Origin of the sequence: Pseudoalteromonas sp. K222D (assembly GCF_017653575.1) — a bacterium.
Taxonomy (GTDB): domain Bacteria; phylum Pseudomonadota; class Gammaproteobacteria; order Enterobacterales; family Alteromonadaceae; genus Pseudoalteromonas; species Pseudoalteromonas nigrifaciens.
Window position 1 is genome coordinate 1 of the sequence record NZ_JAGGDL010000059.1, and the last position, 14,160, is coordinate 14,160.

General features: G+C 37.3%; 11 protein-coding genes. 3 read left to right on the forward strand and 8 right to left on the reverse strand.

Going from position 1 to position 14,160, the window contains the following annotated elements; genetic code table 11:
* Positions 1 to 32: 32 nt before the first annotated feature.
* From J5X91_RS17150 to J5X91_RS17160, 3 genes are all read right to left on the reverse strand, one after another.
* On the reverse strand, positions 33 to 647 hold the full coding sequence (locus tag J5X91_RS17150; RefSeq protein WP_244363929.1) for a nuclease-related domain-containing protein: 615 nt from the start codon (positions 645 to 647) through the stop codon (positions 33 to 35).
* 521 nt (positions 648 to 1,168) lie between these two features.
* Entirely contained in the window at positions 1,169 to 2,302 is a 1,134-nt protein-coding gene (locus J5X91_RS17155; protein ID WP_208835292.1) for a DUF1570 domain-containing protein, read from the reverse strand.
* 2 nt (positions 2,303 to 2,304) lie between these two features.
* Positions 2,305 to 2,781: a hypothetical protein gene (locus J5X91_RS17160; RefSeq protein ID WP_197108739.1), complete on the reverse strand. Its 477-nt coding sequence runs from the start codon at positions 2,779 to 2,781 to the stop codon at positions 2,305 to 2,307.
* A 543-nt stretch (positions 2,782 to 3,324) separates the two neighbouring features.
* On the opposite strand from J5X91_RS17160, the gene J5X91_RS17165 reads away from it, so the two are divergent.
* Both J5X91_RS17165 and J5X91_RS17170 read left to right on the forward strand, forming a co-directional pair.
* Positions 3,325 to 3,528 (forward strand): hypothetical protein, encoded by a 204-nt coding sequence (locus J5X91_RS17165; protein ID WP_208835293.1) that lies wholly within the window; start codon positions 3,325 to 3,327, stop codon positions 3,526 to 3,528.
* 245 nt (positions 3,529 to 3,773) lie between these two features.
* A complete protein-coding gene (locus tag J5X91_RS17170) occupies positions 3,774 to 5,303 on the forward strand; it encodes a DNA cytosine methyltransferase (RefSeq protein WP_208835294.1) in 1,530 nt (509 codons plus the stop codon).
* On the opposite strand, the gene J5X91_RS17175 is transcribed toward J5X91_RS17170, so the two are convergent.
* The 5 genes from J5X91_RS17175 to J5X91_RS17195 form a co-directional block, all read right to left on the reverse strand.
* On the reverse strand, positions 5,287 to 6,366 hold the full coding sequence (locus J5X91_RS17175) for a response regulator (RefSeq protein WP_208835295.1): 1,080 nt from the start codon (positions 6,364 to 6,366) through the stop codon (positions 5,287 to 5,289). The genes J5X91_RS17170 and J5X91_RS17175 overlap by 17 nt on opposite strands.
* Position 6,367: 1 nt before the next feature.
* Entirely contained in the window at positions 6,368 to 8,527 is a 2,160-nt protein-coding gene (locus tag J5X91_RS17180; RefSeq protein ID WP_208835296.1) for a sensor histidine kinase, read from the reverse strand.
* A 17-nt stretch (positions 8,528 to 8,544) separates the two neighbouring features.
* Entirely contained in the window at positions 8,545 to 10,389 is a 1,845-nt protein-coding gene (locus tag J5X91_RS17185; protein WP_208835297.1) for a hypothetical protein, read from the reverse strand.
* Between the two features lie 523 nt (positions 10,390 to 10,912).
* Positions 10,913 to 12,448: an HNH endonuclease gene (locus J5X91_RS17190; RefSeq protein WP_208835298.1), complete on the reverse strand. Its 1,536-nt coding sequence runs from the start codon at positions 12,446 to 12,448 to the stop codon at positions 10,913 to 10,915.
* Positions 12,445 to 13,041 (reverse strand): class I SAM-dependent methyltransferase, encoded by a 597-nt coding sequence (locus J5X91_RS17195; protein WP_208835299.1) that lies wholly within the window; start codon positions 13,039 to 13,041, stop codon positions 12,445 to 12,447. The genes J5X91_RS17190 and J5X91_RS17195 overlap by 4 nt, the downstream gene beginning before the upstream one ends.
* Before the next feature lie 1,015 nt (positions 13,042 to 14,056).
* Here J5X91_RS17195 and J5X91_RS17200 point away from each other — a divergent pair.
* Positions 14,057 to 14,160, forward strand: a 104-nt coding sequence (locus J5X91_RS17200) for a helix-turn-helix domain-containing protein (RefSeq protein ID WP_208834892.1), incomplete at its 3' end; no start/stop codon positions are given.

Here is a 14,160-nt window from a genome sequence, read left to right on the forward strand (position 1 = left end):
TAGCTTGGCATACTGGCAGGATCAGTCAATAGCTAAAAAAGATCCTTAGAAAATAATTTGTCTTGGTGAATAGTTACCTCAAATTTAACTTTGTAATTTGTATCATCTTTTATTCGCTTATGTCTGCCTTTGGTTTCAATAGCAAAAATACCATTTAACCCTACTACTAAATGATCAATATTAAAACCATCGGCTTGTATATCATGAAAAATTTGATAACCGTGTGACTGTAACTCTATAAGTTCGGAAGCAACTGCTAATTCGGCATCACGCCCAAGCTTTAATTTTATTAAGTTGTTAGATTCAACCCAAAGCTTTCTTGCTACATAAGCTAAACCTAAGATGATCATAATAATTAAAAAGTAATTAAACTTGCCGCTGGCAAACATTTCAGCAATACCTTTGATAGCAAAAGGCATAGTTACAGTTAAAGCCGATAAACTTACAAGCCCTATCACATCAACTATTTTTTCATTCACTTGTTCACTGAGTGTTTGAGCCGCAACGCGCTTTAACTTATCGCGTTCTATTGGTAGTTTTGCATTTTTTTGATGTGACCAAATTCGAAAAAACAAAACACCTAGTAATGAATAAACACTGCCAACAACAAATAAAAGGCTTAAGCCACTATTGATTAAATCGTCCATGAAGTACCTCTAAATTCAAGTGCTGTATTTATACCGCATTCAGATTAGCGTTGCTATTTTTAAAAACGTATTAGAATGTCGCGTTGGCGACGGCAACCAAGGGGCATAGTCTCCAAATAATCTCTGCTGCAAATAATTCATCCATGAAGCTGGGTTACTGTCGGCTTCCATGCCTCCACTTCCTCAAGCTGCAAAGCTACGCTTTGGTCATTCGTCATCTCACAGCGCCCCGAGGAGCACACTATATCCTCAATTGTAATTAATGATATGAACGTAAACGCCGTGTATTCGCCGTCCATGGCAAAGTCACGGCTATCGCGCATTGCCTAAAGGGATTTAGGTACTTGGAATTTGTCGGGAACAAAATTCCGCCATGCGCAGCTATTACTCATCATTAATTCAATTTCGGGTGTGATCACGGGGAAATATCTCAGCATCAGCCTTCAAATTGTAGGCGGGAGTTTACCTCGCGCTTTGTTTTTAGAGCCGAGTTTAATTCGCGTAGTGCTTTGCATAACTCCTTAAAAACTCTGTTTTCTAAATGGGGTTTTCAACCATTGTCTATAGTCTTTATCCAATTGCGGAAAATGCTGATACAGCATATTTTTTAACTCTGCTGCAGTGAGTTTACTGCATGGCGATTTTTGCTCGGCTAGCATGATGCTTTTTAAAAACTGTTTGCCTTTATTAGAATCCATCAAAAAATATATAGCAGCCCAACTGCTCGCATAAAGTTTAGTGTCATCGCCTGTTTGCCACGTGTCATCTAAACCTATCAACCAATTAATAGTAAAAACACTTTGCGCTACGCGCTTATTATTTACCCAGCCAGGATGTGGCTCAACACTAACTAGTTGCATGCTGTTTTTGGTATATTCAAAATACTCAGCTAACCCCTCATTGAGCCAGCGAGGAGTCGAGCCTAATATTGCTTTGTTAACCGCATGCACCGCTTCGTGTACCGCTGTGCGCATAGCACTTTGCTCATTTCTATAATTTATTAAAGCTGAGTTGGTAGAATGAAAATACATACCATCGGTGTTTGTTGGATCGGCCCCGCGCAGTTTAATTGCTTGCTCATAGCTTCTTCGTGTTGCAAATACAGTTAAATTTAACCTTACTTTTTTTAATGCATCAACACCTATAATTTGGCCATACACCTTAAAAACAGTATTGAGCTTTATACGTAACTCTTCAGTAAACGATGGCGGTAAGTTAGCTGCATGTAGCGTTAATTCAAAGTAATCAAGCGGCTCAACAAAATCTGTGTCGAGTGTTGCTACCTCAAAGTCAGGCTTTTTATCACTAAAATGTGGTACGCCATTGCTATCTGTCCAGGTGTAAATATTGCCATTACGCTTATATTTAACTTTACCTAATGATACATCTACACAGCGCGTAGTGTCGGCTTGTGGTAAATGGTTTTGCATTGCAGTTTTAGAAGAAAATGACGGGGCAGCAGCCGTTTTCACAACGGTTAGTTCAGGCTCTTCTGCCATTTCAACTTTAGTTTTTATATCTTCGTAAATTGCCCTAAAACTGCCAATAGGATCATGATAATTGAATACCCGTCCTGTTAAATGATTAGCAATAAGTGCCGATGCAATTAACAGCACAATAAATACAAATAGCACTCGCCATTGTGTGTTTAACATATTTATGGCCGCTTATTCCACTGCTCTTCAAATAATCGTTTTTGCTCACCGCGGTACTCACTGCACCATACAAAATCGGATGACTCCATTCCCTTAGCTCGGCAACGTTTAGGTAAAGTATAAAACTCAGACCAAGCTTTAAGCTTACCTGGGTCGTTATAGCTATCACTATAAAATTGCATATTCGGCATTTTTGTGTGTAATAACGCGTTATTACTAGTGCTATAAACGGAAGATCGTTGATGTGTTCGATTGGTTTGTTTGGGGTTATCACAATGCTTTGCAAGTTCTTCAAATAAAGATTTGAATCGTGCTTTTAATCGCTCACCTTCTTTCACTCTATAGCCTTGACGCAACCGTGAACGTATTGTTTCACGTTCTTTTTCAATTCTGTCGCAGCGACTTTGTGAGTAGGATTCGTATGCTTGAGGTAACGTTGTAAATATGGCAAGTAGTATCAATAAAATCCATTTAATCATTATTCATCCTTAAATTGAGCGCTTTCTTCCTTTGAGCTCCTAGAGTGAATATAAGGGATTGGATATAAAATAGAAACAGATAGTTTAGGGGAATTACTAAGTCGTGCTTTAGCGCAATAGTAAAAGTAATTTTGTAGGCGTTAAGTTTGCTGACGCCAAAAGCGCAACTTTTGAATTGTAGGCGGGAGTTTACCTCGCGCTTGGGCTTTTAATTGCAAATATTAGTTATATGTCGCGTTGGCGACGGCAACCAAAGAGAAGTAACCGCCGACTTCTCTTTGGAATCTCACGGCGCCCCGAGGATCACACTATCTCCTCAATTGTAATTAATGATATGAACGTAACCAGCGTAGATAGGCCATCCGTGGCCTAGCTACGCTTTTTAACAGCATCCATGCTGTAAATTACTCACCATTAATACAATTTCGGGTGTGATCACGGGGGAGTTGTCTTGGCAGCTGCCTTTAGTTCAACAATGAGTTAATGCTTGTTTACATTGCATTTTTTAGTAAACTGAATGTTCGCAAACAGGGAGTGGTTTTAATGCAGCAAATTGGTATTTACGAGCAGTTAATTACGCAAGTAATTGAACAAAATTTAAATCGTGATACGATTTTTTTAGTTGCAAATTATTTTACATATCGCGTTGGCGATGGCAACCAAAGAGAAGTAACCGCCGACTTCTCTTTGGAATCTCACGGCGCCCCGAGGATCACACTGCTTCCTCAATTTAAATTAATGATATGAACGTAACCAGCGTAGATAGGCCATCCGTGGCCTAGCTACGCTTTTTAACAGCATCCATGCTGTAAATTACTCACCATTAATTCAATTTCGGGTGTGATCACGGGGAAATATCTCAGCATCTGTGTTTAAATTTCTAATAGTGTTGCTAATTTGTTCTATTAGCAGTAGTACTGCTATTTAAAACTTTAAGACCATGTATAAGCCTGGTATCATTCTACGTCATTAAATTATTTAGTAGTAAAGTTATGGAAAACGGTGAAATTCTGGTTATTGATTTATTCGCTGGCCCTGGTGGGCTTGGGGAAGGAATTTCAGCGGCTCAAACCTCTGATGGTAAATCACCTTTTCAAATCGGTATTTCTGTTGAAAAGGATGTCCATGCTCATCAAACTTTAACAACTCGTGCATTTTATCGTACACTCAAAACCAAATCTCAATCATTAAATAATTACTATCGTTATCTACATGGTGAAATTACAAGAGATGAGTTATTCAAGCTCCACCCTGATGTTGCAACAGAAGCCAATAAAGAAACTCTAAATGGTGCAAAAGAACTAGGCAAAGACAATAAGCTAATCCATAAACGCATAAAGGAACTGGTCAAAAAGCATAAAGGCCCAAAAGTTCTAATCGGTGGCCCTCCATGCCAAGCCTATTCACTTGCAGGACGTTCACGAAATGCTGGTAACAAAAGTTACATAGCAGAAGATGATGCTCGCCACTTTTTATACAAAGAGTACTTAGAAGTAATTTGTCTAGCGAAGCCTGATATTTTTGTGATGGAAAATGTAAGAGGGATACTTACGGCAAAAGTTAACGGCCAAGTCATGTTTCCTCAAATATTAGAAGATTTGCGTAGCCCTGGAAAAGTGACCAAACACAAGAATATTCCAAAATATAAAATCTATTCATTAGTGGTTGATGCAGAAAATCCAGAAGATCCACAATACAAAGATTCTGCCGATTTTTTAATTCGTTGTGAGCAATACGGTATACCTCAAGCTAGGCATCGTGTAATTTTACTTGGTGTACGTGAGGATATTAAAGCAATTCCAGAAACACTAAACGTATGCGATCATCAAGTTACCGTAAAACAAGTTATTAGTGACTTACCAAATTTACGCAGCGGCTTTTCAAAACAAAAAGATAATGCAAAAGATTGGGAAAAGGCTGTCGCTAGCAACGCGATAAAGCTCAAGAAAATTCTGATAAAGCAATTTAATGAAGAATCTACAAACAGCTTAAACCTTAAGCCAAAAATAGGTTTAACGAGAACAGAAAAAGCATTAAGTGGCAAAGTTCCTGCTATGCCAGAGCCATTAAGGTCTTGGTATATAGATTTGAACCTTAAAGTGGTATTAAACCACGAAACAAGAGGTCACATGGTGGATGATTTACTTCGTTACGCCTATTGTGCCGCGTATGCAGAAATTGAAGGGTTATCACCTAAATCTCGCCACTTCCCAAAAGAACTAGCACCAGCCCATGCAAACTGGGAAACAGGTACTCACTCAGATCGCTTCAGAGCTCAAGTCGCCAATAAGTATGCTACGACTGTAACTAGTCATATCTCAAAAGATGGACATTACTTTATTCACTATGATCCACAGCAATGCCGTAGTCTTAGCGTACGCGAAGCTGCGCGTCTACAAACGTTTCCAGATAATTATATTTTTGAAGGGACAAGAACAAACCAGTATGTGCAGGTGGGGAATGCTGTGCCACCATACTTGGCACAGCAGATAGCCTATATTATTTTTAAGTTATTGTATTAGTTAATTTTAAAAACAATTTTTTTTCTTCGTCTATAAAGTCGTAATCAGGCGAACCTTGCCTCGAATACAGCGCCGAGAAACGGCTAAGCAGATCTTTGTAAAAATAATTCGAAACAGATCCTAAAAGTTCGTAATGCTCTAAAAATTTACTTTCTTCTATAGAATGGATATTTTGAAAATCAACTACACTATCATTTTCGACTGCACCAAACATTGGAAGGTAATGATATCTAGCAGCTTTATTTCTTACAAAGTTCTGAATTTTATTATTTATTTTATTAGATCTATTGTTACTTAACTCTTCACCATCAGCTGGTAAAATGTCGATTATTTCTGGAATCTCCCTAATCTCTTTAATTTGTGCTAACTGCAAATAATCAGCTTTGCATTGAGCTAAATCACAAGCAGGTGTCAATAAAATATATAGGTTTTGTTGCATTTTACTTCTTACAATAGACCCTCCTTGTAGTTTTTTGCTCCCTGGATATATATAGGTCTCGGCAGAATTACTATTGGTATTAAAATCAAGATCGATATGTTCGTACATATGAGCTAGAGTAAAACGCAATAATTGCACCTGACTTGTTTCAGGGTTACAGTCTTTTTGGAAATGCTCAATAGCTTGTGGGATATTAGTCCAAAAAACTTCATTCATCGCCTTTTCAAAAAGACCTCTTCCTCCTAGAATTTGGGTCAAACCTGTATTGTATATTTTAACTAAAAAATTCAAAACATCGTCATACCCACGATCTCGCAAATATAAGCCAAGTAATGGGTTTTCTTCTTGATCTAGATTACTTGGCGTCCCTGTAAATACTACAATTGGTATTCTAAAATTGTCCTGTATATTTCTTATTACTTCATTCCCACCGGTCACTTTTGACTCAAGTTTTAAATCGACTATAGCTCCATCAAATGAGCTATTTAACATTGAGTTCGCTTCTTCAACATTTTTAGCTACTTCGTACTGAATACACTTATTATTTTGATGATTATATCTTTTTAACGTTGATTCAAAATCATCTATACAACTAGCTTCATCTTCAACTAACAATATTTTCATTTCATTCTTCCATTGACTGTAATCTGAAATAAACACCGGTATCAGACTCAAATGCTTTGAGATCTAATTTATTTCTATGTGCAGCTTCCCCTGCTATAGGTAAACCTATACCGATACCATTAACCTTAGTTGAAAATTGAGGCTCAAAAATAGATTCAGTTTCAATGAGTTCTTTTGATATTCCGGGTCCATTATCTTTATAGTCAAGAAATTCAAATAAATTGCCATTGCCTCTAACAATTATATTTATTTCTTTGTTTTTTATATCTTTTTCAATTAGCCAAAAAATACTATTATCTAATAGATTTGTAATAATTACATATATGTCATTAATCCAGCCAACCAACTCAATATTTTCATCGCAAATAATATTTATTAAAATATTATTTGCTTTGATTTGACTTGAAAAAACACTTATTGAATGGTGAATTGAATCTTTTATTTTAAAACTTGTTTTTTTCCCTCGCTGTGTTGTTGCCAAAGGATCTAGCCGATTAAATAGTTCTGAAAGTACATTGGTATTTATACTGAAATTCTTAGATATTTTCAAAATCTCATTTTTATTTTCTTGTGATGGTGATGAAACATACTCACCAACCCAGTAATCCAAATTTTTAGACTGATTGTTAAAAAATCCAAGTGGCTTCCTAACCTCATGCATTACAACATCAACTATTTTACCTAAAGTTGCTTGTCCTTGATATATTGCAACTTTCTTTTTAATATCTTGGATTAACTTGGCACTATCAGCTTCTTTATCATCTAAGATTTTAAATATCTCGTCTGTAGACTCTTCCGACATACCCTCTTTAATTAGTGTCTTTTTAATCTGCTTCTTTACATTAATAAAAGAAAAAAGCTTTTCAAAATCTTGCTCTATTTTTACAGCACCCTTTGTCAATCCTGATTTTCTTCTATAAGCAAAGCGTCTTACCTCTAACTCGCTTAATACTTGTTTCACTATAGCTATAAGATTTTGATATGCTTTGTTATCTTTTATGCCATCTCTAGCACTAGTTTCTTTTAGATTTGAAAGCTCTTCGCTTTGTATTTTTACAAATCCAATTACTTGATTACTACCAATATGCAGAGAAGGGTTTTGGACTCGATCACTATTTAATTTAAGCCAATCAAAATCAGGGTTGCCCAATGGTCGAATCCTAAAACCGTTTCGATATACACCAATACCGTTGGATTGATTTAATAAGCTTTTTGCTTGGCTTTTGTTCAGATAATTACCGCTTTCGTCTTTTAGACCTTTTTTAATAAGATTATCAATTGATTGGCTTTCACGATCATAAACTCTGATATCAATCTCAATATCACCACACTTTGTTTTATTTCCAAAGTTAAATATTAGTTGATCATCCTGTACTGCCTGCTCTTTATTATTAACAAATGTTACAACCCCCTTTCCTTGGTTATTAATTCTTCCTGATATTTTATAATCGTAATAATCCAATAAAGGAAATGGCTCTATTTTTTCTTCACCTTGAAATAGCCCCCCCTGCCTGCTATCTTGAATATCTAAATAGAGGTTAAAGTCATCATATTTTTTATTTTCATGTATTGGAGATATTAGTTTTTTTAATTCAAATTTTAAATTATTGAATTCAGACTCATCCCAAAAGTCATAAAACTCTTTATCTCCGAATATATGTATTTCAGTTCCTGGTTTGTCGCTAACCTTATAGGTCTCAATTGGTAATTCCACCTCATCCATAAATTCAGCATTATCAAAGTCATTCCAGTTAATATCGACAAGAGTCTGATAACCAATGTGATCAACAGTCTGCATTTTTAATGTATTACCTAAAATAGCTGCAGCATAACGGCCTAAACCTTTCCGCCCTTGCATAACTCTTCCCTTAGGACTTTTTTTTCTTTTTAATTTATCGTCAGTTGAAGGAATTAACCATTTGTTTAAAACGGTTTCCCGGCTCATTCCATGGCCAAAATCTTTTATAATGATTTTTATATTTTTGTTAACATGGTCAAGTTCAAATTTCATTTTCACTGATTCTGAATCAGCATCATAAGCATTTTTAACTAACTCCATAACAGCTGAATAATTATCTTTAATCAACTCTCTACCCATAGCTAGAATATGTCTACCAGCCGGTCTTAACTTAAATAAATTATCTTTGTGATCTTTTTGCAAATTTTTCTCCAAAATATCTATATATTTTTCGCTATTAACTCAGCTTTCAGCAAACCGCCTTTGGTCAGTAACTTAGGCGCAAAACTTGGGTTACGCTTTGACTTGTAAGCATCAAGTATTAACTTAAGGCCATGTGCTTCGAGTAGTGAAATATTAACCTCTGTATCCATTTCAGCTGATTCGATGAAGTCGTCAGAAAAGCTAGGGGCAATTATTAATACCTGTGCCACGCGCTTACCTTGGTTTTCAGCGCGGGTTACATAGGCTTTTACTTGGCGTGAGGTTGTTGAATATTTAGCAAAGTCACCATTTTTACAGGTTTTTGCTTCACCGATAATTATATCGTTATCACTAAGTGAAATTACGATATCAGCTTTGTCTTTGGTGGTATTTAGGTCTTTACGGAGATCTTCGTCGATATTAAGTTCTAATAGCTCAAAAATAGCCTTTGTGACTTCTTCAAATTTAACGCCAATATCGGCCTCTGTTACATCTGCACCCGCTTCTTTTAATGCGTTAATGTCACGCCGTGCTAGTGCATCGTAGTTCTCGATTAGTTTATCGGTGGCATTTGCAAAGCTTTCTAAAATAGCAAAACGCGCATTGCCACGCTTAGAAAGCCCCATACTGTCGCGAATTTCTTTTACTTCATCATTCGAAAGTAAATATAAAATGTCGTGTGGCGTAATACTTAAAGCACGCAGCTTTTCAGTGTCAATTAATTCATTAGCTTCAAGCTCAAATGCTTCTTTTAGTACAGCTTGCATCGTTGGGAAGTGTTCTTCTAGTGTTTTTAGAAGTTGTTTAAAACCACTGGCGCTAAGTGAATCAAACTCTTTTTCTGTAGCACCTGATAATGATGACAGTATTAAACCAATACGTTCATCTAAAGTAGTGCCTAATTTTTCAGTATCAATTTCTAGGTCTTGTATCAACTGCTTTAGGCGTTCTTTACGTTGATTTTGGTTATCTTCGACATTATGAATATCGTCCGATAATAATTTAGCGGCGCTAATCCCTGAGTGAATAATTGTTTGAATTTTATCAGTGCGGCTTACACCTCTAATTTTACGCCCATGGGCTTTAAGCGCATTCGAAAGCTCAGCATCTGTGAGTGTTCTAAGTATTCTGAGTACGTATTTATCGGCTAAATCTTTGCCTTGAATTTCATTAAGTAGAGTTACAATTTCATCTGGAATAAACACTTCTTGGCGTTTTTTACTTATAAATAACAGCCCTATATCTCTTAGACTATTTAAGGCATCTAACACACCATTTTGAGGGATAATATCAACTAGGTGCTCTACTGCGGCACATTCATCTGTTGTAAGGTTTAACTCATTAGAAAGCACATTAAGAATACTGCGCTCATCGTCTGTAACTTTAGCATCTCTGTTGTTTTTTTCGTCATTGAAATATGCTTCTTTCATACAAGCATGATAAATTTTTAATGCGCGATTTCTTTCTAAAATACCCTCTGCTGAGTTTTGTTGAATACACTCTTTAAGCTCTTTTGAAAGCTTTGATAATTCAGCCCACTCTTTTTCGTAAAGCGACTCAATCCAGCTTATCCTTGCAACTCCATTACCATCTCGACTTAAAATATTCACCAGTAAATTTAGCTGTGCAGTGCTCATTAAGATCTGCTCTTTTACTGAGTTTTTAAAAAACTCCCGAACGGTGTTAAATAATTGAGTTATTTCACTGCCTGATGCATTTTTAATTTGGCCATCAATATTGTCTATTGTTTTAGCTAGCTTTTTATTATCTTTAGCCGCATCGGTACATAAACGATCTAGACAAGAAATGAATTTTGATTTTTCGACTTGATTAACAATTGATAAAACTTGATTAAGCTTCATTTTATAGAGTCCTTTCTTTTAATGTGACTACTAACGTACCAGTTAATTATTGTTACGGCAACATCGTTCACTTCGCATTCAGGTTGTTTAATCCATTAAATAACAAACAATTGAAATTAATAAACACCAATCGACCAGCACACTCCAATTCCCCGTGATCACACCTGAAAATAAGTTAATGATGAGTAATTTACAGCATGGATGCTGTACAAAGCGTAGCTTGGCCATGGATGGCCTATCTACGCTGGTTACGTTCACATCATTAACGTAAGTTGAAGATACAGTGTGATCCTCGGGTGCGCCGTGGGATTCCAAAGGGCGGTCGGCGGCAGCCGCCCTTTGGTTGCCATCGCCAACGCGATAAAACCTCGAATAGAGGTTTTTAATCCCTGAGTCCAAACACCAAAACAGCATTTATAAACGCCGCAAATTGCATCAACATTCAAAAGCTTCGCTTTTCGCGCGAGCAAGCTCAACGCCTACAAGTTAAAGCGGGTGGTAAACTCCTGCCTACAATTACAAATTACACAACCACTTGCTTAAACCGCGCAAATGTTCGCATGCTTTCATCTGCAATCATTACTTCGTAATCTGGGTTTTGAGCGATTAGCTCATATTGCCCATTGGGTAATTTATTAACTTTACGCAGTAAATACTGCCCATCCCCGTTTATATCATCACGTTCAATCGCCACTATTTGGCCGCGTAGCGATCCCGCTTTATCGGGTGTTATAAGCTCAAGTAGCAGTAAATCACCATCAAGTATTGGGTGTTTACCGCCATTCATTGAGTTACCCGATGCATGCGCAAAAAAGTGTACTTGTGGGTCGAGCTTACCTGCGCCAAGTGGTGCAGCTATTAATTCCATGTCGCTCTCATCCCCTGTTTTAAAATGCCCACAGGCAATTTTTATATTGGGGAAATACGGCAGCTTTAATGCATTATCAGTTGATTTTAAGCTAATAACAGGCTCTGCAGCTTGATTTAACTCTGTTTGTTTTGCTTGCGGGAAAGCCACTATATCGGCGGTTGGTTTTGCTTGCTCAAAATGGTCTTTATTTCCAAGCCATAATTTAGCGTTGTTGGCTTGTGCCACCTGATACGCCCAATTGCTTACTGCGAGTGACTTATCTGCATCGCAGTGAAAATACGCACTTAGCTCATTACTAATAATTTGGCTGTTAACAACCAAGTTTTGATTTTGCCAGCGCTCGCGATGCTGTTGCGCAGCTAAAAAGTCGCGCTTATTGTTATTACATGTGCGATGCGCTGCTACAAAGTTATGGCCTAGGTCGTTTGCGTAACGGGCAAACGGTATAAAGTGGTCGACCTCAATATCGTTTTTCATTGGCTTTTGGCAATAAAAGCATGAGTTTGATTGCAGCTCTACTAACACAGGTTTTGCTTTTGTGAGTGCGTTACGGTCAAAGCCAAATAAAAAATCATGCAGTTGGCTTTGCGGGCCAATAAGTGTTTGGTTGTACTTTATACTTTGAATTTTTTGCAGCCACGCATTTTTAGCTAAGTACACGACTAAATCATAAAAACGTCTAAAGCAACTGGCGATGCCAGCATTTAAGGTAATGAATTTAGTGTTTTTAGTGTGTGGGTATAAAAAGCATTCTTCTTGTTTGGCAAGTATTTGTAATCGCCAAAGCGGACCACTTTTCAATGTTGCCATAGCAGCGTTAAATGTTGGTTTGTAAAATGAACTTTGCTTTAGCTGGCGTAAATTACGAATATTGTTTTGTTGGCATTCAAACAATACGCTAATTACTTTTGATTGCGCGCCTGTGTTTTGCAAAAGCAGAGCGCTTTCACCGGTATGTTCTGACGGAAACGGCATTGCATGATGCCAATATAAGGTAATTAATTTATCGGCAAGTGTAGGTAACTCTATTACTAACTCACTTTGATCTGACAATAACGGCTGTTCTACACATACATCGGCAATAGCATGCAGCAGGGCAAACTTATAAGTTGCGCTAAAGTCCCCTTCAACTAACATTCGTTGAATATACGCAATAAAGTCGAGCTGTTGCTGCATTGCTCCAATCATAAAACGTGCACTACTTTAATCAACGCATTTAGCCACACTTCACTTTCGCGCTCTGGGCGCTGATCAACACTTTGCCATTGTTTAATCACTTTTAACTGTGTGTAATTAAGTAAATGCGTTAAAGCATTTTCGGTTAAATCGGTAAATTCACGGCCATTATGCACACGCTCTGTGTCGCCATATTTAAACGATGCATACAAAACACCATTCGGTTTTAATGCAGTTTGTAGGTTTAAAAACACCTGCGGAAGTTCAGCTTTTGGCACGTGCAATAAGCTAGCGCAGCACCAAATAGCATCGTATTTATTAACGTAATCTAGCTGTTGGAAGGTTTTAACGTCGACGGGTTGTTGTAAGTAACTGCTTGCTAATGCGGCAAGCTCTGCGCTTGCATCAAACGCACTCACAGTAAAACCCTGCTTTTTAAAATAAGCTGCATCGCGGGCACTACCGCAACCTGCATCTAAAATATGGCCGTGTTCGGTAACGTGTGGCAAAAACTCAGCATACAGCACTGACATATCAACATTTAAGGTTGAGTCACTAAAGCTTTGTGCGTTTTGATTGTAGTAACTAAGTGTGGAGTTTGACACGAGACACACCGCTCCTTGGCTTATCTGTTAATAACTAACGTATTATTAAGTTAGTATTCATTTAAAACAATTTACCTGATTGGTAAAAATAAATATAGGCTTATTAGTTATATAACCAATAAAAACTACGCCATTATCATTAATACGCGCCTGCTTTTACAATTATGTAAATTTAGCCTTAACTTTTAAACAATTAAGTACAAGCTTTTGTTATTACTAAATTTAAAAACCCACACAACACGTTTAAATTAATCCGGGTGCATAATCGTGCCTACATATTAAAAGCTGCGCTTTTTGCGTCAGCAAGCTCAACGCCTACGAGCGAACATTTAACCTTCAATTTAAACAAGCGCGAGGTAAACTCCCGCCAACATTCATAACACCAATATACCAACACACTCCAATTCCCCGTGATCACACCCGAAAGTAAAAAATTGCTGAGTAATGAGTGGCATGGATGCCACAAAAAGCGATGCTTTTACAGGGAAGTATTTCATCGCGTTTACGTTCATAGCAATTTTTAGCTTGAGGAAACAGTGTGATCCTCGGGTGCGCCGGGGGATTCCAAAGGGCGGTCGGCGGCAGCCGCTCTTTGGTTGCCATCGCCAACGCGATATAATCTCGAATGAGGTTTTAAAACCCTTAAACCCACACAACTAGTTCTAATTTATTCGGATGCATAATCGTGCCTACACATTAAAAGCTGCGCTTTTCGCGTCAGCAAGCTCAACGCCTACGAGCCCATAAGCGCGAGGTAAACTCCCGCCTACATTCATAACACTAACATTGGTTAATTTTTACCTAAAACCTGTCCTATACTTTTTGTACCTATAAACAAACTTGTAAAAAAACTAAATACCGCGAAACTAATCATTAAGTGGTTAATGATTTAATTGGTAGTCATTTATCAACTTTTGCCTTATATCACCGTTCCTTTAGGTCGGTGATATAAGGCAATAGTCGCGAAGCGACTAAGTGGCTTGTTCCTTTTTGATTGACTGTATATAATAACAGTATGATTATTCGCAAAGCTTATAAATTTCGTTTAAAAACAACACCCGATATTAACGCTAAAATGGCGCAATATGCGGGAAATTGTCGATTCTTGTGGAATAAAGC

Coding starts and splice junctions, on each gene's coding strand:
- J5X91_RS17150 (WP_244363929.1), bottom strand. CDS start 647: ATGGACGATTTAATCAATAGTGGCTTAAGCCTTTTATTTGTTGTTGGC.
- J5X91_RS17155 (WP_208835292.1), bottom strand. CDS start 2,302: ATGTTAAACACACAATGGCGAGTGCTATTTGTATTTATTGTGCTGTTA.
- J5X91_RS17160 (WP_197108739.1), bottom strand. CDS start 2,781: ATGATTAAATGGATTTTATTGATACTACTTGCCATATTTACAACGTTA.
- J5X91_RS17165 (WP_208835293.1), top strand. CDS start 3,325: ATGCAGCAAATTGGTATTTACGAGCAGTTAATTACGCAAGTAATTGAA.
- J5X91_RS17170 (WP_208835294.1), top strand. CDS start 3,774: ATGGAAAACGGTGAAATTCTGGTTATTGATTTATTCGCTGGCCCTGGT.
- J5X91_RS17175 (WP_208835295.1), bottom strand. CDS start 6,366: ATGAAAATATTGTTAGTTGAAGATGAAGCTAGTTGTATAGATGATTTT.
- J5X91_RS17185 (WP_208835297.1), bottom strand. CDS start 10,389: ATGAAGCTTAATCAAGTTTTATCAATTGTTAATCAAGTCGAAAAATCA.
- J5X91_RS17190 (WP_208835298.1), bottom strand. CDS start 12,448: ATGATTGGAGCAATGCAGCAACAGCTCGACTTTATTGCGTATATTCAA.